Annotated in this window: 22 protein-coding genes; 11 read left to right on the top strand and 11 right to left on the bottom strand. The window is 55.6% G+C overall.

All coding sequences use genetic code 11. The features are described 5' to 3' along the window. From H7A81_RS15135 to H7A81_RS15150, 4 genes are all read right to left on the bottom strand, one after another. Nucleotides 1-912: carbohydrate kinase family protein (locus H7A81_RS15135; RefSeq protein WP_255478979.1), on the bottom strand; the 912-nt coding region annotated here is incomplete at its 3' end. Between the two features lie 2 nt (nt 913-914). Further along, the gene (locus H7A81_RS15140) at nt 915-1,754 is read right to left on the bottom strand and encodes a carbohydrate ABC transporter permease (protein ID WP_182057916.1); all 840 of its coding nucleotides are present in this window, start codon (nt 1,752-1,754) and stop codon (nt 915-917) included. Next, on the bottom strand, nt 1,744-2,652 hold the full coding sequence (locus tag H7A81_RS15145; RefSeq protein ID WP_182057917.1) for a carbohydrate ABC transporter permease: 909 nt from the start codon (nt 2,650-2,652) through the stop codon (nt 1,744-1,746). Before H7A81_RS15145 ends, H7A81_RS15140 begins: the two co-directional genes overlap by 11 nt. A 9-nt stretch (nt 2,653-2,661) precedes the next feature. Beyond that, on the bottom strand, nt 2,662-3,909 hold the full coding sequence (locus H7A81_RS15150) for an extracellular solute-binding protein (RefSeq protein ID WP_182057918.1): 1,248 nt from the start codon (nt 3,907-3,909) through the stop codon (nt 2,662-2,664). 261 nt (nt 3,910-4,170) lie between these two features. On the opposite strand from H7A81_RS15150, the gene H7A81_RS15155 reads away from it, so the two are divergent. Next, the gene (locus H7A81_RS15155) at nt 4,171-5,340 is read left to right on the top strand and encodes an ROK family transcriptional regulator (protein ID WP_182057919.1); all 1,170 of its coding nucleotides are present in this window, start codon (nt 4,171-4,173) and stop codon (nt 5,338-5,340) included. Nucleotides 5,341-5,467: 127 nt separating this feature from the next. Here the strand turns inward: H7A81_RS15155 and H7A81_RS15160 are convergent, their stop codons facing one another. Both H7A81_RS15160 and H7A81_RS15165 read right to left on the bottom strand, forming a co-directional pair. Next, nucleotides 5,468-6,169: a GNAT family N-acetyltransferase gene (locus H7A81_RS15160; RefSeq protein WP_182057920.1), complete on the bottom strand. Its 702-nt coding sequence runs from the start codon at nt 6,167-6,169 to the stop codon at nt 5,468-5,470. Between the two features lie 9 nt (nt 6,170-6,178). Then, nucleotides 6,179-7,063, bottom strand: a complete 885-nt coding sequence (locus H7A81_RS15165; protein WP_182057921.1) for a LysR substrate-binding domain-containing protein — start codon at nt 7,061-7,063, stop codon at nt 6,179-6,181. Nucleotides 7,064-7,161: 98 nt separating this feature from the next. On the opposite strand from H7A81_RS15165, the gene H7A81_RS15170 reads away from it, so the two are divergent. The 3 genes from H7A81_RS15170 to H7A81_RS15180 all read left to right on the top strand — a co-directional run bounded on the left by H7A81_RS15170 (nt 7,162) and on the right by H7A81_RS15180 (nt 8,406). Beyond that, on the top strand, nt 7,162-7,470 hold the full coding sequence (locus H7A81_RS15170; RefSeq protein ID WP_100703090.1) for a carboxymuconolactone decarboxylase family protein: 309 nt from the start codon (nt 7,162-7,164) through the stop codon (nt 7,468-7,470). Further along, nucleotides 7,470-7,868, top strand: a complete 399-nt coding sequence (locus H7A81_RS15175) for a tautomerase family protein (protein WP_182057922.1) — start codon at nt 7,470-7,472, stop codon at nt 7,866-7,868. Before H7A81_RS15170 ends, H7A81_RS15175 begins: the two co-directional genes overlap by 1 nt. A 79-nt stretch (nt 7,869-7,947) precedes the next feature. After that, nucleotides 7,948-8,406, top strand: a complete 459-nt coding sequence (locus H7A81_RS15180; RefSeq protein WP_182057923.1) for an acyltransferase — start codon at nt 7,948-7,950, stop codon at nt 8,404-8,406. Here H7A81_RS15180 and H7A81_RS15185 read toward each other — a convergent pair. Genes H7A81_RS15185 through H7A81_RS15195 form a run of 3 tightly spaced genes read right to left on the bottom strand, consistent with a single transcriptional unit; the run spans nt 8,403 to nt 12,776 of the window. Beyond that, nucleotides 8,403-10,193 (bottom strand): ABC transporter ATP-binding protein, encoded by a 1,791-nt coding sequence (locus H7A81_RS15185; RefSeq protein ID WP_182057924.1) that lies wholly within the window; start codon nt 10,191-10,193, stop codon nt 8,403-8,405. The genes H7A81_RS15180 and H7A81_RS15185 overlap by 4 nt on opposite strands. Further along, entirely contained in the window at nt 10,190-11,632 is a 1,443-nt protein-coding gene (locus tag H7A81_RS15190) for a M81 family metallopeptidase (RefSeq protein ID WP_182057925.1), read from the bottom strand. The genes H7A81_RS15185 and H7A81_RS15190 overlap by 4 nt, the downstream gene beginning before the upstream one ends. Before the next feature lie 10 nt (nt 11,633-11,642). Then, on the bottom strand, nt 11,643-12,776 hold the full coding sequence (locus tag H7A81_RS15195) for an ROK family transcriptional regulator (protein WP_166932551.1): 1,134 nt from the start codon (nt 12,774-12,776) through the stop codon (nt 11,643-11,645). Between the two features lie 201 nt (nt 12,777-12,977). Here H7A81_RS15195 and H7A81_RS15200 point away from each other — a divergent pair, with 201 nt between their 5' ends. From H7A81_RS15200 to H7A81_RS15220, 5 genes are all read left to right on the top strand, one after another. Further along, entirely contained in the window at nt 12,978-14,513 is a 1,536-nt protein-coding gene (locus H7A81_RS15200; protein WP_182057926.1) for an ABC transporter substrate-binding protein, read from the top strand. Nucleotides 14,514-14,516: 3 nt separating this feature from the next. Then, on the top strand, nt 14,517-15,437 hold the full coding sequence (locus H7A81_RS15205; protein ID WP_182057927.1) for an ABC transporter permease: 921 nt from the start codon (nt 14,517-14,519) through the stop codon (nt 15,435-15,437). Continuing rightward, nucleotides 15,437-16,303, top strand: a complete 867-nt coding sequence (locus H7A81_RS15210) for an ABC transporter permease (protein WP_182057928.1) — start codon at nt 15,437-15,439, stop codon at nt 16,301-16,303. The genes H7A81_RS15205 and H7A81_RS15210 overlap by 1 nt, the downstream gene beginning before the upstream one ends. Then, nucleotides 16,300-17,235, top strand: coding sequence for an ROK family protein (locus H7A81_RS15215; protein WP_182057929.1), 936 nt, complete (start codon nt 16,300-16,302; stop codon nt 17,233-17,235). The genes H7A81_RS15210 and H7A81_RS15215 overlap by 4 nt, the downstream gene beginning before the upstream one ends. 228 nt (nt 17,236-17,463) lie before the next feature. Beyond that, a complete protein-coding gene (locus tag H7A81_RS15220; RefSeq protein WP_182057930.1) occupies nt 17,464-18,696 on the top strand; it encodes an MFS transporter in 1,233 nt (410 codons plus the stop codon). A 38-nt stretch (nt 18,697-18,734) separates the two neighbouring features. On the opposite strand, the gene H7A81_RS15225 is transcribed toward H7A81_RS15220, so the two are convergent. Then, a complete protein-coding gene (locus tag H7A81_RS15225) occupies nt 18,735-19,613 on the bottom strand; it encodes a LysR family transcriptional regulator (protein ID WP_182057931.1) in 879 nt (292 codons plus the stop codon). 123 nt (nt 19,614-19,736) lie between these two features. Here H7A81_RS15225 and H7A81_RS15230 point away from each other — a divergent pair, with 123 nt between their 5' ends. Then, the gene (locus H7A81_RS15230; protein WP_182057932.1) at nt 19,737-20,462 is read left to right on the top strand and encodes a pirin family protein; all 726 of its coding nucleotides are present in this window, start codon (nt 19,737-19,739) and stop codon (nt 20,460-20,462) included. A 200-nt stretch (nt 20,463-20,662) separates the two neighbouring features. On the opposite strand, the gene iolG is transcribed toward H7A81_RS15230, so the two are convergent. Next, nucleotides 20,663-21,661 carry an inositol 2-dehydrogenase gene (iolG, locus tag H7A81_RS15235; RefSeq protein ID WP_182057933.1) on the bottom strand — a complete coding sequence of 333 codons (999 nt, stop codon included), beginning with the start codon at nt 21,659-21,661 and terminating at the stop codon, nt 20,663-20,665. Between the two features lie 238 nt (nt 21,662-21,899). Between iolG and H7A81_RS15240 the strand changes: the two genes are divergently transcribed. After that, nucleotides 21,900-22,764, top strand: an 865-nt coding sequence (locus H7A81_RS15240) for a LacI family DNA-binding transcriptional regulator (protein WP_182057934.1), incomplete at its 3' end; no start/stop codon positions are given.

Below are 22,764 nucleotides of genomic sequence, written 5' to 3' on the forward strand. Positions count from 1 at the left end.
GTCGGGATAGCGACGTGGCTGGGTACTGATTGCCAGTGACGCCACCGCGATGCCCCATTGCAGCGCGGTGGTGATATTCTGCTGATGCAGCAGCGCAGCGAGAAAACCGGCATTAAAGCTGTCGCCTGCGCCAATGGTGTCCACCACGGTGACGGGCTTCGCGGGCTGAGTGATGTGCTGATGTGATTGCCAGCAACCCGCCCCCTGCGCTCCGCATTTCACCACGCAACCGCCACGTCCGCTGAGTCGTTGTGCGAGTTGGGTGGCGGCCACGTTAAGATCCTCCGCGTCCATTAGGCCCAGCGTTTCGAGCTCATTGAGCAGCAGCCAGTCACACAGCGGCAACCATGGCGCCATCTGCTGGCGAACCTCTTCGGTCCAACCCTGCGGCGGCCAACCGGTATCCACGGCGGTGGTAAATCCGCGTTGCTGCAACTCACTCAGTAACAGCGGGTATTCGTTGTAAAGATGCAGGCACAGGAAGGTGCCACACAGCAGCACGATATCGCCTTCATTGGCACGCAGCGGCAGTTGATTCAGCACATCTTCGGCGGTGAGCCGCACGATATGGCCAAGATTACTGAGGAAGGATCGCTCGTGATCGGAGTGCGTCACACCCACGGTGAGTGAGGTTTCACAGTGATAGCGCGTCCAGTAGGCGACGCTGTGCGGGAAGTAACTGCCCAGCCAGGCGCTCAGGCCATCATCACCCTGATTCGCCACCGCACGATGACGCACCTGCATCGCTTCTAACGCTAACGCACAGTTGCCCGCCGATCCGCCCGGTCGCAGTTCGCTGTGATTCATCATCACTTCGGTGCCACGCTGCGGCCAGTGGTCGAGGGTGCCCATAATCAAATCGACGTTAATATTGCCGACCACATACAGCGTGGCGGTAGTGTCCATGTTCATCTTCATCCTTTGCTCCCGCCACTGGCCAGGCCGCTCACCAGCGTTTTCTGCAGCCAGATAGCAATAAACAGCGGTGGCACGGATGCCAGAATCCCGACTGCTGCGATCAAACCATCATCGGTGGCGCGTCCGGCGGTAAAGCCCGCAATCGTCACTGGCAAGGTTTGCGCTGCGATGTTGCTGGTGAACAATAGCGCATAGAAAAACTCATCCCACGCCAGCAACCAGCCAAACAGCGCCGCTGCACCCAACAGCGGTTTTGCCAATGGCAGGGTAATGCGCAGCAGCACCTGCCAGACGCGCAAGCCATCCAGCCGCGCCGCTTGCTCAATATCCTGGGGTAAAGCATCGAACTGGTTTTTCAGCATCCACGTCAGAAACGGCAGGATCAGCGAGCAGTAAACGATGATCAAACCGGGGCGCGTGTTAAGCAGATCAAACTGTTGCAGCAGGAAGTAGAGTGGCAGCACAAACGCCACTGGCGGCACCATATATATAGCGAGCGAGGCAAACAGCCAGCCATCGCGACCACGGTAGCGGGAGAAGCTGAATGCCGCTGGAATGGCCAGCAGCAGACAGATAATCGTCGCCCCGGTTGCCACTAACAGGCTGTTACCCAACGCATGCAGGAACAGCGTGCCGGGTTGGCCGGGTTCCAATGACATCAATCGGCCGTAGCGACTGAAGTCCCACTGGCGCGGCAACCATTCCAGCGGAACCCGCGTGAGATCGCTGGTGGCGCTGACGCTCATCAGAAACAGCCAGCCGATCGGCGCGAGTACGGAAATCGCCACCAGCAGCGCGGCGGCATATTTGGCCGTGCTGCGTAATTTAGCCTTCATACGCGCTCCCTTTGCGGCGCTGACGCCACAATAACAACATGTAAAGCGTGATCAGCACGGCGCACAGCAATGTCATTAACATGGCATAGGCGGCACCGCTGCCTGCGCGCAGATAGCTGAACGACTCCTGATAAACGTAGAAACTCAGGGTCTTGGTGCTATCAACCGGACCACCGCGCGTCATCACGTAGATGATGTCGAAAATCTTGAAGGCATCGATGGTACGCAACACCAGCGCAACGCTCAGCGGACCGACAATGGCCGGGAAGGTGATGGCACGGAAGCGCCGCCAGGCGGATGCGCCATCCAGACGCGCCGCTTCAAACAGATCGTCAGGGATGGATTGCAGCGCAGCCAGCACCAGCAGCGTTACCAGCGGATAGTTTTTCCAGATATCGGCAAACATCACCGCGTTGAGCGCCGAATCCGGCGATCCCAGCCAGCTACGATAGCCATCAATAATGCCCAATTGAGTCAGCAGGGCGTTAATGCTGCCGTAATCGGGGTTAAAGTTGAGACGCCACATCATGGCGTTGACGATAGTTGGCAGCGCCCAAGGCAGAATCACCAGCACGCGCAAAATGTTGCGTCCGGCAAATTTCTGATTCAGTAACAATGCCACCAGCACGCCAATCACACCCTCAAACGCCACCGAGACCACGGTGAAGTAGAGCGTGCGCCACAGCGAAGTTTGGAAATCGGGATCGGTGATGGCGAACAAATAGTTCTCCACACCCACCCAGGCTGGTGCTTCACCGCTGCCAATGAGGGCAGCATCGGTGAAACTCAGCCAGATGGTGCGCAGCAGCGGCCAGGCGGTGAGCAACAGCATTACCAGCAACATGGGTGCTAACAGCACCCATGCCTGCCGTTGTTCGCGTTGACGCAAACTCAGCATGCTAACCCCTTAACGCAAACGCGCCGCACTTTTATCCACGGCCTGCATGGCCGCGTCTGGCGCGGCGCTGCCCACCAGCACTTGCTGCAATTGCTGCTGCAAGGTGTTGGAGAGACGGGAATAATCAGCGGTTTCCGGGCGTGAAAGCATCACGTTCAATGATTTGTCCGCCGCCGCGATCAGGCTTTCCTGATTCTTCAGTACCGCAGGATCCTGATATGAGCTTTTCCAGATGGGCAGGCTTAGGGTAGCGTATTTGTTTTGAACCGGTTGCGAAGTCATGTAGCTGATGTATTGCCACGCCTGGTCACCGTGGGTGCTGCCTTTGGCGATGCCGAGCCCCATCGAACCGTTCACCGCACCAAATTTACCCGGCGCATCGCCTGGTGCCGGAACGATACCCACCTGACCGGCCACTTTGCTCTGCTTCGGATCGTTAGCCATGTTGTACATATAGGTCCAGTTCAGCGCGAACGCGGCGTCGCCGTTGGAGAAGGCTTTGCGCACATCCTCTTCCAGATATTCGCGTGAGGCTGGGTTACTCAGCCCTTCATCCAGCGAACTCTTCATCAGCTTGACCGCCTGCAATGAGGCCGGGCTAGAGAAATCGAGCTTGCCGTTGTTATAGAATTTGCCGCCAAAGCCAGATACCAATGTGGTGTAATCACACACCAGCGCTTCCGCCTGCGACCAGCTCCACACCAGTGGATATTTGACGATGTTCTTTTGTTTGATGATGCGTGAGTCATCAATCACCTGTTGCCAGGTTTGCGGCGGGGTGGTGATCCCGGCTTTCTCCAGCATCGCTTTGTTGTAATAGAGGTATTTAGTATCAAGGATCCACGGCATGCCAAGGGTTTTGCCGTTATAGACCACGGTGTTCATTGCGCCGGGGAAGATCTTCTCTTTTTCGTCTGCGGCGATACGGCTGCTGACGTCCTGCAGCAGATCAAATTTGGTGAATTCCGCCGGCCAGATGGCATCGAACAGCACCACGTCATAACCGTTACCGCCTGCACCACGTGCTGCGACAATTTTGTCATGCAGCGCTTCGTACGGCACAAACTCCAGATTCACCTGCACATCCGGATGCGCTTTCTGGAACTCCTGCGTCATGGCGCGAATATCATTTTCGCTGTAAGCCGCCTGAGTCATAAACAGCGCATTGAGGGTGGTTGCGGCTGCCGCGCTACCGGCGCTGGCTAACATCACCGCGATGGCACAGCCTTTCAATGTGGTCGAAAACCGGATTTTCATAACATTTTCCGCCTTGATGCAAGAAGAGGGTGTTTAATTAAATCAATTTGATTGATTTAATAACGCGCACAGGTTGTCAGGTTGCTGCAGCTGACATCAATGAGCTAAAGCAAGTGACGTGCCAGGGCATAAATCTCGTTTGCCGCTGGACACTACTCTGCACAGATTTTTGCTGATGTCAGGTAAACAGGTTGTAAATTGTGTCGCCGATCATAGATATTGATGCGCTGGCAGTCGCGGGCGTGAAAAGAGGGAAGCGGGATGAAAACATCAGGAACCAATCTGGAGCATGCGCGCGCGCACAACCGTCGTGTGATCATCGAAGCGATCCGCCTGCATGGTGAATTGACGCGGGCTGAGCTGGCGCGACTCACCGCCTTAACCCCGCAAACCGTCTCCAATATCGTGGCTGAACTGGAAGCCGCCGAACTGCTTACCAGCCGCCAACCGCGCAAGCAGGGGCGTGGGCAACCGGCGATTCCGGTAATCCTCAATCCAGCCAGTGCGTTCTCCATTGGCATTCATCTCGACCACCAAACCTTACTAATCGTGCTAGTGGATCTCACCGGTGAGATTCACTTCCGTCGCCTTATCCTGGTGCAAAAACCGGAACCTGATGCCACTTTAGCGCGCATTGCAGAGGTGCTGGCAGAGATCAAAACGCAACTCGGTCACCGCTGGCAGAAAGTCCTGGGGATCGGCGTAGTGATGCCGGGTCCGTTTGGCGTTGAGGGGATTTCCTCGGTGGGTCCCACTACCTTGCACGGCTGGGAGTCGGTCGATATCGAAGCAAGGCTGGCCGAAATGAGCGGCGTGCCGGTCACGCTGGAGAACGATGCCACGGTAGCGGCGATTGGGGAGCGTTTCCACGGCGTTGCGCGCCATCTCAACTCGTTTATTTATCTCTACATCGGCACTGGATTAGGCGCTGGCATCATCATGGATGGTCATGTTTACAGCGGCCATGCCCACAACGCCGGAGAAATCGGGCATGTGGTGGTAGAACCGGGGGGACGTGAATGCTATTGCGGCAATCACGGTTGCCTCGAACGCTATGTATCACTGCAGGCAGCCTATGAATTCTGTGGGCTGGACCCGATGACCGCGTTGCCGGACGACCTGCTGGAAGTCGATCCCGCCGTATTTGATCGCTGGATTGATACCGTGCTGACGCCATTGCGTCAGGGCATCAATATGCTGGAGTGCATTTTCGATGCGGAGAGCGTGATCATCGGCGGCATGATGCCCGCCGCACTGCTGGATAAAATCATTCAGCGCTTACCACCGCTCTATCAGTCTGTGCGCGGGCGTTATCTCACCGGCTCGCGCCTGAAAACCGGCTTAACCGGCAGTGATACTGCTGCGTTGGGGGCGGCGGCGTTGCCGATTTTTGACGAGTTTAATCCGCAGTTTCAGGTGTTGATGAAATAAGGACAACAATGCGCAGGCAAGACCCATTCCTGCCCTTAAATGACGTTGAAACAACGGAAATCCTGACTTGCCATCTGCCAGAATACTGTTCCTGACGCCTGCGCTGCGGCAGGTGACTTGACAAGATTTAACTTGCGAAAAATACGCTCAACTTTTGCTGCTCCCGACCGTGCTCATCCATATTATCCGCCGCCAGCCAGGCCGATATCGCATGCTTCACCTGCGGCCATTCACCATCAATTATCGACAGCCAGTCGGTATCTCGATTGCGTTGTTTGCGTGTCATTGCCTGGCGGAAACGCCCTTCATAAGTGAAGCCAAGACGTTCCGCTGCCCGACGTGAGGCGAGGTTAGTGGAATCACAGCGCCAGGCGACCCGGCGGTAGCCCAGCTCAAATGCCTGTTTCAGTAACAAGTAGATCGCTTCACTGCCCAGCACGTTACGCTGCATCAGCGGCGACCAGGTGACATGACCAATCTCAATCGCACCGTTCTGGCCGTCAATATTGGCGAAACATACCGCACCAACCGCTTGCTGAGTGCGGTGGCCGATCACTGCGTAACTCACCAATCCGCTGTCCTGGCATTTTCCACTGACCCAACTTTCCATCTCTGCCAACGAGGCGGGCTGTGTCGCGCCCAGCCAGGTCCAGTCCCGATCGTCTGGTGCGCTTGAGAAGGCGGCAAACAAGGCGGCGCTGTGTGCAATATTTAACGGTACAAGCGTGGAGAAGCGGCCATTAAGCGGAATAGCAGGTGGCGAGGCTAGCGGCTGCCAATCTGGCAGAGCAAAACCCACTGGCTGACCATATTGGTTTAGTTGCGTCATCGTCTGTCCTTAACTTGATTGAAGAAAACCGGCCACGGCATGTTGCGTCAGTTGCGATAACATCTGTTGCGCCGGGTCTTCAGGCTGATGCTGTAACAATGCAATGCCCATATGACCAGGCGATGGCAATCGGGCATTGAGGGGAGACAAATAGCCAGGTAATCCAATGTGGCTGCGCAAGGTTACTCCCAATCCGGCTTGCACGGCAGCCCAGACGCCGCTAAGGCTGTGGCTGGTAAACACCACGCGCCATGCAATGCCCGCTTGTTCCAATACTGTGATAGCACGTGTGCGCATCAGACAAGGCGCCTCAAACATGACTAATGGCAGAGCTTCGCCTCGTTTCAGCACATCCGAAATATCCAGGGTTTCTGCGCCAATCCATGTCAACGCTGTCTGTCCCATTAGCTGACTTTGTGCAGGTAAATCATCACCTTGCCACAGTAAGGCCATATCAAGGCTTTTGTCCGCCATCGCCTGAAGTAGCGGTTGATTACGATCCACGCGGGCACTGATGCGCACCCCAGGATGCTGGCGGCTGAAGGGACCAAGAATGCCGGGCATCAGCGATTCGCCAAAATCCTCTTGCATGCCGATGCGCACATCGCCCTGCAACAGTTCCCCGCGCACCGCGCGCCAGGCTTCATCATTCAATGCGATTAAACGCCGGGCATAACTCAGCAGCATTTCCCCACCCGCCGTCGGCACTAAATGGCGACCGCGCTTAGTGACCAGCGCCATTCCGCACTGCTGCTCCAGTTTTTTCAGCTGTGCACTGACAGCAGAGGTCGACCGGCAAAGCTGCTGCGCCGCCAGCGCGAAGCTGCCACATTCAATACCCAGTACAAAACTGCGCAGGGCATCACTATCGAGTGATACCGGAAGCTTTTCCATCATCATCCTCTAAATCAGGATTGTTGTTCCTGAATAATATGATTTTCAGGATTGTAGCGGTGCAACACAATCACTGCCTACCCCCGCAGGAGAAAACCATGAGTCATTCATTGGATCGAGAGTCATTAGAACGTGTTGCACCGAAACTAGCAGAACTGACGCAGCAGGTATTATTTGCTGATATCTGGCAGCGTAGCACGCTGACACCACGCGAGCGCAGTTTGATCACGCTGGCGACGTTAACTGCACTGGGTCGCGATCGGCAACTGCCCTGGCATTTGCACTTTGCGGTGCAAAACGGATTAAGTCAGGAGGAGTTGGTAGAACTTTTCACTCATTTGGCGTTTTACGCCGGTTGGCCAGCTGCGGTGAGTGCGCTCACTGTGCTTGAACAGGAGTCTATCTAATGCCCTTTACCCGGATAACCGTGCGTCACGGCTGGAACGAAGCCGATTTAAAAGTCTTGTCTGATACACTGCATGAGGTGCTGGTGGCGGAATTTAACGTGCCGCTGCGCGATCGTTTCCAGGTGATTGAAGTATTGCCAGAACAACGCCTGATTTATGATGCACACTACCTGAGTGACGGGCGCAGTGAGCGCTATGTGCTGCTGCATATTGTGGCTGGCAAGACGCGCAGTGAAGCGCAGAAACGCAAGACGTACCAGAGATTAAGTGAACAATTCCATGAACGGTTGCAGCTAAGCCCGGCGGATTTAATGGTCATCATCCAATATACCAACGCCGAAGACTGGAGCTTTAGCGGCGGTAAAATGTTTGTATTGGGAATGATTCCAAAGGATTAGTGGTGATTATGGCAACACCGCTAAGCGCGTCAACAGGAAGGTGCGCATCTGTGCGCACCTACAAAATTAAGGAACCTCGATGCAGCCAAACCTACGCGAAGTCGCAGTCAAGAACGTTGAAATCGGTAGTAACGTTACGATTTACCAGCCTGCGAACGTTTATGGCTGCACCCTGCAAGACGATGTCTTCATCGGTCCGTTTGTCGAAATCCAGGCACATACGGTGATTGGAAGAGGCACAAAAGTGCAGTCGCACACCTTTATCTGCGAATACGTTAGCGTGGGTGAAAACTGCTTTATTGGTCACGGCGTGATGTTCGCCAACGATATGTTCCGGGATGGCCAACCCAATGCCGATCGAGAAAGCTGGGCGCGCATCACGCTGGGTAACAACGTCTCAATCGGCAGTGGCGCGAGTATTTTGGCGGTCAGCATCTGCGATGGCGCGGTCATCGGCGCGGGCAGTGTGGTGACGAAAGACATCACGCAGAAGGGCGTTTACGCCGGAAACCCGGCGCGTTTAATGCGTCTGCTTTAACTCTCCATCACCCAATGCCCGGCGCTCACCTCGCGATAGCGTCGCGTTTCTGGCACAAACCCCAGTGCGCGCACCGGGCTTTTCAGCTCGCTAACGTCCATATGGCGCTTGAGATGACGTCGAGCTGGATCAGGCACCGGCACCGATGACAATAACTTGCGCGTATAGTCATGTTGCGGATTCTCAAAGATAGCCGCGCGTGGACCGATTTCAACAATCTCGCCCAACAGCATCACCGCCACGCGATGGCTGATGCGCTCTACCACCGCCATATCGTGCGATATAAACAAATACGACAAGCCAAGGCTGCTCTGCAGATCCAACAGCAGATTAATAATCTGCGCTTTGACAGTCACATCCAGCGCAGAGACGGATTCATCGGCAATAATCATTTTGGGGTCGAGCATCAATGCACGGGCAATACAGATGCGCTGGCGCTGACCGCCGGAAAACTCATGTGGATAACGTTTCATCATCGCCGAAGACAAACCCACACGTTCCATCAACTCCGCCGCCTTTTCCCGAGCAGCCTGTTTACTGCCGAGCTGATGTTGCAGATAAGGCTCGGTCAGGGCTTCGAGAATCGACATCCTTGGATTAAGGCTGGCGAACGGGTCCTGAAATATCATCTGCATCGCCCGACGTAACTGGCGCAGTTCGCTGGAGGAGAGATTTAGCACGTCATAACCGTCGAAAGCGATCTCGCCGGCATCGGCTTTCACCAGTCGGGTGAGGGAGCGACCGGTGGTGGATTTTCCACAGCCGGATTCACCGACCAGCGACAAGGTTTCGCCGGGCATCAAATCGAATGAGATATTTTCCACCGCATGTACCGCGCCGGTTTTGCGGCTTAACAAACCTTCGTGGATGCTGAACCGGGTGCTGAGGTTTTTCACCGACAGCAGCGGCTGTTGCGAAGCGGGGCGCTCAGGTAGCAGTGCCACCGCATCACCTTTCAGCGCAAACTTCTGCGGCCCCGAAATGCCACGCATCGCGCCGAGCTGCGGCACGGTAGCGATCAGCGTGCGCGTATAATCCGCCGCTGGCGCCGAGAAAATGTCCGCCGTGGTGCCCGTTTCCATCACATCACCCTGATACATTACCAGCGTGCGATCCGAAACTTCCGCCACCACGCCCATATCGTGGGTGATAAACAGTACCGCGGTGCCTTCCTCTTCCTGCAATGTCTTAATCAGGTCAAGAATTTGCCCCTGGATGGTGACATCCAGTGCGGTCGTCGGCTCATCGGCGATGAGCAGTTTTGGCCGCAACGCCAGCGCCATGGCGATCATCACACGCTGGCGCATGCCGCCGGAAAAGTGATGCGGATAATCATCGAAGCGTTTAGCGGCATTAGGAATGCGCACTTTCTCCAGCAGCTTCACCGTCTCTTCCCGCGCCGCCCGCTTACTGATGTTGCGATGGTTGATCAGGACTTCAGCGATCTGGTGACCAATGGTGAAAGAGGGGTTGAGGCTGGTCATCGGCTCCTGAAAAATCATCGCCACGGCGTTGCCACGAATATCGCGCATCGCTTTTTCGCTCAGATTCAGTAGGTCCACGCCGTTCAGCAGCACTTTGCCGGTCACGCGCGCGTGGCGCATATTCAGCAAGCGCATAATCGCCATCGACGTCACGCTTTTGCCCGAACCCGACTCCCCCACAATCGCCAGCGTCTCACCGGCGTTGATGGTCATCGATACGTTCTTCACTACCTCACGCCACTGATCGTCATGACGAAACGCAACGGTGAGGTTTTCCACCTGCAGAACTGGCTCGCGACTCATTTGGCCGCCACAAAGCGAGCCGAACGGGTGCTGACCGGCAGAAATTCAAAGTCAGTGTCGAAAGGATAGGCAGGCTGCAGTTTACGTTTTCGCTCCAGACGTTCGACGTACTGATCCACCACGCCTTCAGACAGCGCCATCAAGTTAGGATTAGCAAGTGGTGCCAGTTCCGGTGACAGATAACCCGATTTCACCACCACAATTTTTGCCTGCGCAGGATGAAGCCCCAGCAATTCAAAATCAGCGATATTGTGATAAGGGCGACGACGATCGGCGACCACCACCGTAATGCCGCCGGTTTTCAGCAGCGCCTGTTTAGCCAGCGAACGCGCATCATCACTCACCCGCAGGACTTCAAATTCTGCGGTAACTTTCCCCCCTGCGGGATCGAGCGTGGCACCGATCGTCAGAGTGAGTTTCGCCCCAACGCCTGCCGCAAAAGCAGCATCAGTGGCCGGTTTATCGGTGATTCCGGCGACGATCACATCCTGCGCGCCCTGGCGAATCAACTCTGCCAGCAGATTGGCACGATCGCCCACGCCACCACCGGTCGGGTTATCGCCCGAGTCGGCCAAAATCACCGGTGCAGTTTCACTGGCGATGGCCATTTTCACGCACTCTTCGGTGCTGCCTGTGACGCAGCCGAAGACAAACTCGTCGCGCGCCTGCCAGTATGCCAACGCCAGTTTTGCTGCCTGTTCGGAAAGCACATCGGCGTCGGTACCGGTCATGATCGCTGCCGCAGTGGCGCGCGGTTCATCGGCCCAGACATAGCCGACCATCAGCGACGCATCCCAAATGTGGTCGATTTCATTGATACCCGGTAAACGCGCATACAAACTTTTTGCCGGTTCATCTTCGGTACTGGTGCGCTCACCGGGCAGCACCACCGGAATCGGTGCCCAAATCACACCGGGTTTCACGCCGCTTTGCAGGCTTTTCACCAGCATCGACACGGATCGACGCATGGTTTCTTCCACATCGATGTGCGGCGCCGTGCGATAGGTGGAGAACATATCAATGGCATCGATGATGCGCTGCGTCACGTTGCCATGCAGATCGTAACTGACGGTGATCGGACAATCCGGGCCGACCAGTTCGCGCGTGGCAGTAATCCAGTCACCTTCGGCATCTTCCATCCCTTCCACATACACCGCGCCGTGCATGGCGAGGTAGATGCCGTCCACCGGCAGCTGTGCTCGTAGACGGGTGAGAAAATCCTGCCTGAAGTCATCATAAGTGACCCGCGCCACCGGACCACCGGCGATGGCGCGCGCATGGAAGGTCGGCAGAAATTCGGCATCGTAATCCTGCAGGAAAGCAAAGTAGGGGTTGGTCAGCAGATCGTCACCGCGCACGATGCGGAAGTCGTCGGCATAGTTCAGCACCGGGTTATACGTACTACACTCCGTATGAATGCCACCAAAAGCAATGCGCATACAGCCTCCGCTAGTCGGGTAATTGAATGATAAATCGATATGCCGCCACGCTTGCCGCGGCGCGCGCCCAGCTCTGTTCGCTGATCACGATGCTGGAAATCGGGGTTTTGCCCATGATCGACGGCAACACGTGGCTATCAATGGATTGCATCACCACGGTTTTCAGTAAGCCGTCAAAAGCATCGGGTTGATGTGCGATGACGATCAATTCGGGATCGTTCATCTGAATAATGTTGGCGATCGAGAGGCCCAGCGCGTGACCAGCCTGATGCAGAATGGCGATGGCGGCACTGTTGCCTTTCACCGCCAGCGCTTCCAGTTCGGCGATGGTTTGGCTCTCCAGTGCTTTATCGCGCATGCTCTCGCGAATCGCGGTCAGCGAGGCGAGAGTATCCAGGCAGCCGCGTTTGCCGCATCGGCAAGGGCGGCCGCCGGGTTCGATGGTGCAGTGGGCGATTTCACCGGCCCCGCCGTGTGCGCCGCGATGCAGTTGGCCCTGGAAGAAGTGTGCGGAACCGATGCCGTCACCATGGGAAATCAGGGTGAAGTTGCGCGCTTTTTTCGCCACGCCGAAGATCTTCTCGCTGACGGCCAGCGCTTTGGCATCGTTCTCCAGCGAGACATCAAGGCCGGTTTGCTGTTTGAGCATGTCGGCCAGCGGGACATGCTTCCAGCCCAGCAGCGCTGATTGCACGCAAATTGCCTGATTTTCATCGACAAATCCGGAGAGCGTAACGCCCAGGCCAATTAATTGATCGGCTGAAATGCCTTTCTGCGCAATCAAATCGGGAATCGCTGCCGCTAGCGTCGCACTCAGCTGTTGGGGATCAGGATCGAGTGGCATGTGCGTGCTCGCCAGCACCAGTCCATGCATATCAATCAGCACTAAAACGACGTACTCGCCGAGCAGCGAAGCGCCGAGAAAATAGGCGCTGTCAGCACGCATTTTTAATAATACTGATGGCCGACCCTGACCGCTGGATTCCGCCAGGCTCTCTTCCAGTAATCCGGCATTCAGCATCTCTTTGACCAGTGGGCTAATCGCGGCTTTGCTCAACTTCATATTTTCCGCAATAGCAGTGCGGCTCATGCCGTGCGAGGCAATAAGCAGACGCAAAATTTGCTGCTGGTGGGCATTGAGCATGTTGGTTCTCACTGCATTAGCGATATGACCTGACAATAATGAGGCTGGAAAACAAATTCAACGATATTTAGTTAATTCTCTGAACGCAGATCTAACTATAAGTAAAATATATGAACTTACATATTGGCTTTTGTTCAGAGAGTGTGCCTTATATAGCGTTGTTAATTCACCTAACATTTCAATGATTCATTGAGGGCCTTCATGCAAAGCACATTCAAGCATTTAAAGGTACTGACGCTGGCCGGTTGTATCATGGCGTCACTGGCAAGCTCGGCGGCAATGGCCAGCCAGCTGGTGATTATGCAAAACGAACCGCCACGCAGCATGGATCCGGGCAACCAGACCGCTACCTTTACCGGCACGGTGCTCGATCCCATGTATGAAGGCCTGACGCGTCTGGGTGATGACGGCAAGATTATCCCTGCGCTGGCGCTCTCCTGGAGTGCGGATAGCAGCGGATTGCACTGGACATTCAAGCTTCGCCCCAATGTGAAATTCCACGACGGCACGCCGTTTAATGCCGATGCGGTAGTGGAAAACTTCCAGCGCCATTTGGATACCAAACGCGGTCTGGCGGGCAGCGGTAAAGTTCGCACCTTTATTCAGGATGTGAAGAAAACCGATGATTTAACGGTTGAGTTTGAGCTGAAAAAAATCAATCCGGCCTTTTTAACCGTGCTGGCATCGAGACCAGGATTAATGGTCAGCCCTACCGCAGATAAAGCAGGCAGCATCAATAATAAGGCGGACGGCACCGGGCCGTATAAGCTGGAACAATATAAATCTGGCGAATATGTGCTGGAGAAAAAGAACAGTGATTATTGGGGTAAATCAAACGGCCCTGATGAAATTAAATGGACGTGGAGCAGTGAGCCTTCCGTGATGAATATGGCGCTGCAATCCGGCCAGGTCGATATTATTAATCCGGTACCGCCGCAATTCGCCGGAATGTTGAAAAACAATGCTAACGTGAATTTGAAACAGTCGCCGGGCGCGGCCGTGTTCTGGGTGGATCTTAATACGCAAAGTAAAGCGTTGAGCGACGTGCGCGTGCGTCAGGCTCTGAACTTTGCTACCGATCAGCAGGCGCTGGTGAAAGCCATCATGTTTGGTTATGCACAGCCGGCTAACTCCTCGCTGGCACCGGTTGATGCCAACTACGACAAGAGCCTGAAGGATTACCCTTACGACGTGCAGAAAGCCAAAGAACTGCTGAAAGCGGCAGGTTACCCGGATGGCTTCAGCATGTCGATTGCGGTTCAGGCACCGGATGCGCGCACCGCGCAGGTGTTGCAGGGGCTATGGGCGAAAATCGGCGTGAAGTTGAATGTGCGCCAGATGGAAAGCGGTGTTTGGACCAAAGCCGCCTTCGCCGATGCCAAAGAGAAAGCCCAGCAGGGCACTGATGCGGTATTGGCGTCGTGGTCATCCGGTTTGTACGGTTCTGACTTGCAACTGCGCCCGCTGTATCACAGCGCCAGCTTTGCACCGGGTGGCGCGAATCTCGGCTTCTTCAGCGATAAGCAAACTGATGACCTGATCGATACCGCCGCTTCCACGCTTGACGATGCGAAACGCAAAGATCTCTATTTCCAGGCACAGAAACAGATCAGCGGGCTGGCTCCGCAGGTGCTGCTGTTTTATCAGGATGATCTCTATGCCTCGCGCAAAAACATCAGTGGCGTCACCATGCAGCCTGGCGGACAGATTGTGGTTCGTGACGCAGTGAAGAACTGATTGATGAAAGCGTACGTTGCGAAAAAGGTGCTCTCGCTGCCGCTGATTATTTTCGGCGTGTCGATCATCGTATATATCGCCATCCGCGCGTTGCCGGGCGATCCGGCACGCCTGATGGCGGGCCCGGAAGCGCCGCAGGAAGCGGTGGATAACATGCGCATCCGGCTGGGTTTGGATCAGCCGCTGCCGCTGCAGTACATCAAATTTGCTACTGAAGCACTGCACGGCAATCTGGGGGAATCGTTGCAGTCACAGCGCCCGGTGATCACCGAAATCAGCGAGCGTTTGCCTTACACCTTATCGCTGGCGGCACTGGCCTATCTGTTGGCGATTGCCATCGGCGTGCCTGCGGGCATGACCGGGGCGATCTATCGCCAGCGTATTCCCGATCAAATCGTGATGGTGCTGACCATTGCGGGCGCATCGATAGCCAACTTCTGGCTCGCGCTGCTGGCGATGAACTACTTTGCGGTGGAACTCGGCTGGCTGCCGCTGTTGGGCGCGGACACATGGAAAAACTACGTGATGCCGACCGTCACGCTGGCGATTCTGCCGATGGCGATGATTGCCCGCATGACGCGCTCCAGCATGCTGGATGTGCTGAGTCAGGACTATATTCGCACCGCCAAAGCCAAAGGCTTATCGTCGGCGAATATTCACTGGAAACATGCGCTGCGCAATGCGCTGATCCCGATAGTTACCATCGTCGCGCTTAACTTCGGCAGCCTGATTGGTGGCGCCGTGGTCACTGAATCGGTGTTTAACTGGCCCGGGATTGGCCGCCTGTTGGTGGACTCGGTGAAGTATCGTGACTACCCGGTGATTCAGGGCGTCACGTTAGTGGCGGTTACCGGCGTGGTGCTGATGAACCTGGTGGGTGAAATATTGATTGGCCTGCTCAATCCCAAAATAAGGTTCGACTGATGAACAGCCTCGATACCTCTTTGCTGCCGACACGATCGCGCCGTCGCCAGTTCCTGCGCATGCTACAGAACAATCCGTCGATAGCGATTGGCGGCGGATTGGTACTGCTGGTGGTGCTGGCCGCGGTGTTAGCGCCACTGTTAACCCATTGGGATCCGATCGAACAGGATCTGCTGAACACCTTGCAGGCTCCCTCTGCTGCGCACTGGTTTGGCACGGACGACTATGACCGCGACATCTTCGCCCGCGTGATTTATGGCGCGCGCATCACGCTGTTCGAGGTTTGTCTGAGCGTCGCGATTTCGATGGTGATTGGCATTCCCCTTGGCATCATCTCCGGTCTGGCAGGACGCAAAATCGATGCGCTGATTATGTGGGTGATGGATATTATTTTCGCCTTTCCTGGCATCGTACTGGCGATTTTGATCGTCAGCGTGCTGGGCGAGGGACTGGCCAATATGCTGATTGCCATATCGCTATTCTCGATTCCGGTCTATGCGCGCCTCAGTCGTAACCTGACGCTCGGCCTGAAAAACATGGAGTACATCGAAGCCGCACATATGTTGGGCGTGCGCTATCCGCGCATCATCACCCATTACATACTGCGTAATTCAATCGGACCGCTGATTGTGCAATCGACGCTGACGGCGGGCGCAGTGGTGCTGTCGGCGGCCAGCTTGTCTTTTCTGGGGTTAGGCGTGCAACCGCCGATGCCGGAGTGGGGGACCATGATGAGTGATGGGCGCAACTTCCTTGGGCTGAATATTTATGTGTCGCTGTTCCCCGGACTGGCGATTTTGATTACTGTGCTTGGCTTTAATGTGCTGGGCGACGGCCTGCGTGATGTGATGGATAAACGTTTATGAGTACAACACCGGCAGTGATCTGCCTCGATCTGGGCGGTTCGTTCGTTAAGCTGGGTGTGATGGATGCGCAGCAGCAGCTCACTATCCTCGATCAGCAAAAAATCCCGGCAGACAACTGGCCGGATTTTACCGCGCTGGTGAGCCGTATGATTCAACAACATCAGCTGCACTTCAGCACGGATTCACCGTTGGCAATCTCCACTGCGGGCATCGTGGCACCCGATAGCGGCGAGATGTTTGCCAGTAATATCCCAGCCTTTCATCAACGCAACCTCAGCCAGGCGCTGGGCGAGTTACTGCAACGTAAAGTGATCGTGCATAACGATGCGGACTGCTTCACTTTCGCGGAAGCGCAGGCAGGTGTGGGCAAAGGGCACAAAGTGGTGTTTGGCGCGATCCTCGGTTCCGGCGTTGGCGGCGGTTTGGTGGCGGATGGGCGTATTATTACCGGACAGAATGGCTTAACCGGCGAGTGGGGCCATGGCCCGATTACACTCACCGAAGTTGAAATTGAGGGCGAAACTATTCGCTTGCCGCGCCAGTCTTGCCCTTGTGGGCAGAAAGGCTGTCTGGATAGCTACGGCGGCGCGCGCGGGCTGGAGAATCTGCATCGCACTTTGCATAACGTTAATGCGAGCAGCATCGACATTATCGCCGGGTGGCAACAGCAGGAAGTGCAGGCTAATCGCACGGTTCAGGTGTGGTTACAACTGGTAAGTCAGCCGCTGGCTTACACCATCAATATTACCGGTGCATCGCTGGTGGCGGTGGGCGGCGGATTGGCTTCGGTGACAGCGTTGATGGAAGCATTGAATGAGGAAGTGCAGCGTTATGTGTTGCGCAGCACTCAGCATCCTTTGGTGGTGCCCGGCGCGTTTGCGCATAACGGTGGAATGATCGGCGCGGCGCTGCTGGCGCGGCAGGTTGCTTAACGAAAATGCACACACTGCAGCGGTGCCAGTCAACATACCCTTGCTTTGCGCCGTGATGGGCGCAAGGCGGCTAATCAACGATTAATTAGCAGCCACATAATTCTCTGCCATCGAATTTTCATCTAAATCAGTTATCATGTGACGCTAAATCCTTTCAGTCTCAACGATGGTGGCCTTCAATGCCGCCACGATTGTGATTGGATTCTTCACCTGCGTTACTGGAAAACCATGTCATCTGCACAACCTCAACTTAATCAGCTGCCGGAGCAGGCATCGCTGCCGCGTGCCAGTGTGCTGAAAGCGCTGTTTGCGCTCGGCACCGGTGGCTTTGCCATTGGTACCGGCGAATTCGTCATCATGGGCCTGCTGCCCGATGCCGCCACCGGCCTCAATGTTTCTATCCCTACTGCAGGCCACCTGATCAGTATCTACGCGCTGGGCGTGGTGATCGGCGCGCCGCTGTTGGCCGTGCTCGGCGCTCGCGCCTCTCGTCGTAATTTCCTGATGACGCTGATGGGTCTGTTTGCCGCAGGTAACCTGTTTAGCTCGATTGCTCCGGGTTACTACTCGATGCTGCTGGCGCGTTTCCTCGCCGGTTTCCCGCACGGCACGTTCTTTGGTGTCGCCGCATTGGTCGCTGCTGGATTGGTGGAGCGCAGAAAACGTGCTCAGGCCGTTTCGATGGTGCTATTTGGCCTGACGATCGCCAACCTGCTTGGCGTGCCTGCGGTTACCGCGATTGGACAGGTGTTTGGCTGGCGTGAAGCGTTCGCCATTGTGGGCGTATTAGCGCTGTTGACCATGGTGCTGGTGGGCATGTGGGTGCCGAACGTGGCGGGTGACAAAACCGCCAGTCCGTTGCGTGAACTCTCGGCGCTGACGCGCAAGCAGGTGTTGCTGACGCTGGCGATTGGTGCGATCGGCAGCGGCGGCTTGTTCTCGGTGTTCAGCTACGTGAAACCTACGCTGACCGAACTGGCACAAATGCCAGTGAGTTGGATTCCGGTGGTGCTGGCGCTGTTTGGACTCGGCATGATTATCGGCAACGTGGTGGGGGGGCGTCTGGCGGATCGTGGACTGGAGAAAACCATTCGTATGGTGCTGATCTGGTCGGTGCTGGTGCTGAGTGCCTTTGTGTTCACCGCGCACTATGCGTTTGCCGGTTCACTCAACGTGATGCTGGTCGGTACCATGGTGGCGCTGGCGAGCGTGCTGCAAATCCGTTTAATGGATGTGGCGGGCGATGCGCAAACTATGGCGGCGGCGTTGAATCACTCAGCATTTAACCTGGCGAATGCGCTCGGCGCATGGCTGGGTGGTGTGACCATTTCTGCGGGCCTTGGCTGGCAGTCAACCGGTTGGGTCGGTGCGATTCTGGCGGTGTTGGGCTTGTTGATTCATGGTATCGCGGTGCGCGATGCACGGAGAAAGTCGATTACGTTTGCGCATGAAAGCGCCTAGTTGATTCTTATCGGGCGGCCATCAGGTCGCCCGTTTTATTATCCTGCCAACTTTTCCTGCAAAAACGCCATAAACACCCGATTCACTTCGCTGCGCTGACGATGCTGTGGATAGAGCGCGTTCAGGTTGAGTGAGGAAGGCTGCCACTCATCCAGCACGGTCATCAAATCACCGCTGGCTAAGGCCGGTGCCACGATAAACTCCGGCAGTAGAATCAGCCCCAATCCAGCCACTGCCGCATCACGCAGCATCTCGCCGTTATTGCTCACCATCGGGCCTTGCACCGCCATCACCTTGCGTTGTTCACCGTTAAACAATTCCCAGCCGGTCTGGCTTTCACGGCCGTAACGCAAACAAGCGTGTTTGAGCAGATCCTCGGGTTCACGTGGTGCGCCCGCGCCCTGAATGTATGACGGGCTGCCACAGATCACGCGGCGAAACACGCCCAGGCGTTTGGCGATCAGGCTGGAATCGGGCAGGGTGCCAATGCGGATCGCCATATCAAAGCCTTCACCGACCATATCGACGTAGCGGTCCGCCAGCTCCACCTGGAACTGCAATCCGGGGTGCTGACTGAGGAACTCGGCGATATACGGTGACAAATGGCTGATGCCAAACGACATCGGAACACTAAGACGAAAGCTGCCCTGTAACACCTGTTGCCGGCCAGATACCGCCTGCTGGGCTTCCTGCACATCATCGAGAATACGTTGCGCATGTTGGGCAAAGAGCTGGCCGTTATCCGTCACCGACAGTTTGCGCGTGTTGCGATTCAGCAGGCGTGCGCCGAGTGTCTCCTCAAGTGCAGCAATACGGCGGCTGACGTATTGCTTCGACAGCATCAACTGTTCGGCGGCGGCGGTGAAGTTACCGGCTTTAATGACGGCGACGTAAATACGAAGATCTTCTATCTGCATATTGTCCACTTTTCGGTGACAGTCATTGTCAGGTTAGCGCATTGTTGGGCAAATTAGTTTACGTATACTTATCCTCATTCGGAAGGGCAAGCGTCTTTCCACCGCACATTTGAGGAGCAAACCATGATTGAACAACGTCTGTCAGAACAACGCGGAGTGGGTGACCACGGTTGGCTGAATTCGCATCATACTTTTTCCTTCGCGAATTACTGGGATCCTAAACAGACCGGCTTCTCCGATCTGCTGGTGATCAATGACGACCGTGTCGCACCGGGTCGTGGCTTTGGTGCGCATCCACACAACAATATGGAGATCATCTCCTATGTGCTGGACGGCGCGCTGGAGCATAAAGATTCAATGGGCACCGGCTCGGTGATCGTCCCCGGTGATGTGCAGTTGATGAGCGCGGGTAGCGGTGTGACGCACAGCGAGTTCAACCACTCGAAGAGCGATAACGTGCACTTCCTGCAAATCTGGATTGTACCGGGCGAGCACAATACCCAGCCGGGCTATCAGCAGATCTCCGTGCCAGAGAGCGAGAAACGCGGGCAACTGCGTTTGATTATCTCGCCGGAGGGGAAAGAGGGCAGCCTGAGCGTACGTCAGGATATCCGCATCTATGCCGGTTTCTTTGATGGTGCTGAGCAGCAGACTTTCGCACTGGATGCCGATCGTTACGCCTATATTCATGTGGCGCGCGGCAGCATCGAAGTGAATGGTGTGAAATTCAAAGAAGGTGACGGTGCGCGAGTGCGTAATGATAGCGCATTGCACTTCGCCCAGGGCGATAACGCAGAGGTGCTGCTATTCGACCTGCGTCCGCTGGAAGTGAATCATCCACAGCGTTAAAACAAGCCAGGGCGTCTTAACGGACGCCCTGAAGCATATGCGTTTTAGTTCTTAACGCTGCCATGAATGAGCAACATACTGCTGCATGTGGCTCGTTCTGGCCGGTTTGCTTTAGCTTAAGTGAGCTTTCAATCAAGCTTCCATCTTGATGGGGAGTGGTCGAAGGGACGGACCAGGGTTCGCCCCTCATCAGCACCGCCTTACAACAGCGACTGCGGTGCGACCGGTTTGCCGGTTTTCAATGACTCCAGCGCTGCATCCGCCAGCAACAACGCCTGCAACCCATCATTCCCGCCAGGGTACTGGCCTTCGCCTTTTGCCAGCGCCTCAATGAGGGTCGCCAGTTCATTGCGGTAAGCATCGGCATAACGCTGCAGGAAGAAGTGCTGCGGCTTCTGCGCCACCACGCCATTTGCCACGGATTTCACCAGCTGTGATTCCAGCTGATTCGTTACCTGCAACATCCCTTCGCTGCCGTGTACTTCAATACGCTGATCGTAGCCGTAGCTGGCACGACGGCTATTGGTGATCACCGCCATCTTGCCGCTGGCACAGGTGAGGGTGACGACGGCGGTATCGACATCGCCCAGCGCTTTAATCTCGGGATCAACCAGCGCCGCCGCGCTGGCGTACACCGATACCGGCTCTTCATTTAACAACCAGCGCGCCATATCAAAATCATGAATGGTCATATCACGGAACAGACCGCCTGAGACTTTAACGTACTCAGCAGGCGGTGCGCCCGGATCGCGTGAGCTGATGGTCACCAGTTCGGTTTCACCAATCTCGCCATCACGCAGACACGCCTGCAAATGGGCCATGCTCGGGTCAAAACGTCGGTTAAAGCCAACCATCAATGGCACGCCTGCTTCACGCACCGTGGCTAAACAGCTCTGCACGCGCTGCAAACTCAAATCCACCGGCTTCTCACAGAAGATGGCTTTTTTGGCGCGCGCGGCGGCTTCAATCAAATCTGCATGGGTGTTAGTGGCGCTGCAAATCGCCACCAGATCAACCGAACTGTCCGCCAGAATGGTGTCGAGATCTGCCACTTTGGCACCGTATTTCTCTGCCAGCACATTAGCAGCAGGGGCGTAGACATCCATCACATACGCCAGACGACATTGCGGATGCGCGGCGATATTCCCAGCGTGGATCTGTCCAATACGGCCAGCACCTAAGAGAGCAACATTGAGCATTTTTTAATTCCTATGAGGGCGACAGGTGATGGCGCTATTAAGCGTATTGGTGAAGTTTTAAGTCAAAGCAAAGCCTGAAACGGATGCTAAAAGGATGAGGCCGATCACATGAAAATTTGAGGTTAATGACCTCAAATATATGATTGTTCGCTGGATTCATGGAGTTATAACAATTTGATTATCAGTGTCTTATCAAGCTACTGTTTCATCCATGAGGTGAAGGACATCAGGAAATATCATGACGCTGCAAAACTGGAAATCGCCATCCATTAAAGCCATCGCGCAGGAAGCGGGCGTCAGTCCCGCCACCGTAGACCGCGTGATCAATGGACGGCAAGGCGTGCGCGAGGTGACGCGCAAGAAAGTTGAAAATGCCATGGTGCGGTTGGGGCTGAGTGACACAGAAGACCCTCGCGGAGCGGCAAAACGTATCGCGATTGTGTGTGAATCCGGCACCAGCTTTGTCGCGCAGCTTGAGTTTCATGCACGCGCGGTAATGCGCGAACGTCCACAACTGCACATCACGTTGGATACGCTACCGAGTGCGCAATTCCACGCTGACCGCTTTAGCAAGCTGATTGAACGCCGCGCTACTGAAGCCAGCGGCATTATTCTGGTGTGTCGCGATGACGTGAAGATCAACCGTGCGGTTAAAACCGCCATTGATGATGGTGTGCAGGTGATTTGCCTCACCAGCGATCTGCCCAATTCGCGGCGTACTGCTTATGTGGGTATCGATCAGACCGCTTCAGGCGCGACTGCCGGTTGGTTTATGGGCCGCATGCTGCCGCCGCAGCAACCAGGCAATATTCTGCTGATTTGCAGTTCGACCTATCGCACCCAGGAGGAGCGCGAGATCGGCTTTCGTCGCGTGCTGCGAGAGGCTTTCCCGTGGCTGACGATTCGCGATCGCGTCAACATTAACGACGAAGCCGAAACCGCCTGGCACAGTGTGAAAAAGTGGCTGGAAGAGGGAAAGCCTCTGGCCGGGATTTATAAAACGGCGGGCGGCAACGAAGGTGTAGCAAAAGCGCTGGAAGCGTTTGGCGTGCAGGAACAGGTTATTTTCACCGGGCATGAGTTGAGTGAATCGAGTCGCTTAC

Origin of the sequence: Pantoea sp. ME81, from assembly GCF_903970985.1 — a bacterium.
Taxonomy (GTDB): domain Bacteria; phylum Pseudomonadota; class Gammaproteobacteria; order Enterobacterales; family Enterobacteriaceae; genus Pantoea; species Pantoea communis.

Excerpts from the sequence above, each read along its gene's own strand:
- H7A81_RS15140 (WP_182057916.1), bottom strand. The coding sequence starts at position 1,754 with ATGAAGGCTAAATTACGCAGCACGGCCAAATATGCCGCCGCGCTGCTG.
- H7A81_RS15145 (WP_182057917.1), bottom strand. The coding sequence starts at position 2,652 with ATGCTGAGTTTGCGTCAACGCGAACAACGGCAGGCATGGGTGCTGTTA.
- H7A81_RS15150 (WP_182057918.1), bottom strand. The coding sequence starts at position 3,909 with ATGAAAATCCGGTTTTCGACCACATTGAAAGGCTGTGCCATCGCGGTG.
- H7A81_RS15155 (WP_182057919.1), top strand. The coding sequence starts at position 4,171 with ATGAAAACATCAGGAACCAATCTGGAGCATGCGCGCGCGCACAACCGT.
- H7A81_RS15160 (WP_182057920.1), bottom strand. The coding sequence starts at position 6,169 with ATGACGCAACTAAACCAATATGGTCAGCCAGTGGGTTTTGCTCTGCCA.
- H7A81_RS15165 (WP_182057921.1), bottom strand. The coding sequence starts at position 7,063 with ATGGAAAAGCTTCCGGTATCACTCGATAGTGATGCCCTGCGCAGTTTT.
- H7A81_RS15170 (WP_100703090.1), top strand. The coding sequence starts at position 7,162 with ATGAGTCATTCATTGGATCGAGAGTCATTAGAACGTGTTGCACCGAAA.
- H7A81_RS15175 (WP_182057922.1), top strand. The coding sequence starts at position 7,470 with ATGCCCTTTACCCGGATAACCGTGCGTCACGGCTGGAACGAAGCCGAT.
- H7A81_RS15180 (WP_182057923.1), top strand. The coding sequence starts at position 7,948 with ATGCAGCCAAACCTACGCGAAGTCGCAGTCAAGAACGTTGAAATCGGT.
- H7A81_RS15185 (WP_182057924.1), bottom strand. The coding sequence starts at position 10,193 with ATGAGTCGCGAGCCAGTTCTGCAGGTGGAAAACCTCACCGTTGCGTTT.
- H7A81_RS15190 (WP_182057925.1), bottom strand. The coding sequence starts at position 11,632 with ATGCGCATTGCTTTTGGTGGCATTCATACGGAGTGTAGTACGTATAAC.
- H7A81_RS15195 (WP_166932551.1), bottom strand. The coding sequence starts at position 12,776 with ATGCTCAATGCCCACCAGCAGCAAATTTTGCGTCTGCTTATTGCCTCG.
- H7A81_RS15200 (WP_182057926.1), top strand. The coding sequence starts at position 12,978 with ATGCAAAGCACATTCAAGCATTTAAAGGTACTGACGCTGGCCGGTTGT.
- H7A81_RS15205 (WP_182057927.1), top strand. The coding sequence starts at position 14,517 with ATGAAAGCGTACGTTGCGAAAAAGGTGCTCTCGCTGCCGCTGATTATT.
- H7A81_RS15210 (WP_182057928.1), top strand. The coding sequence starts at position 15,437 with ATGAACAGCCTCGATACCTCTTTGCTGCCGACACGATCGCGCCGTCGC.
- H7A81_RS15215 (WP_182057929.1), top strand. The coding sequence starts at position 16,300 with ATGAGTACAACACCGGCAGTGATCTGCCTCGATCTGGGCGGTTCGTTC.
- H7A81_RS15220 (WP_182057930.1), top strand. The coding sequence starts at position 17,464 with ATGTCATCTGCACAACCTCAACTTAATCAGCTGCCGGAGCAGGCATCG.
- H7A81_RS15225 (WP_182057931.1), bottom strand. The coding sequence starts at position 19,613 with ATGCAGATAGAAGATCTTCGTATTTACGTCGCCGTCATTAAAGCCGGT.
- H7A81_RS15230 (WP_182057932.1), top strand. The coding sequence starts at position 19,737 with ATGATTGAACAACGTCTGTCAGAACAACGCGGAGTGGGTGACCACGGT.
- iolG (WP_182057933.1), bottom strand. The coding sequence starts at position 21,661 with ATGCTCAATGTTGCTCTCTTAGGTGCTGGCCGTATTGGACAGATCCAC.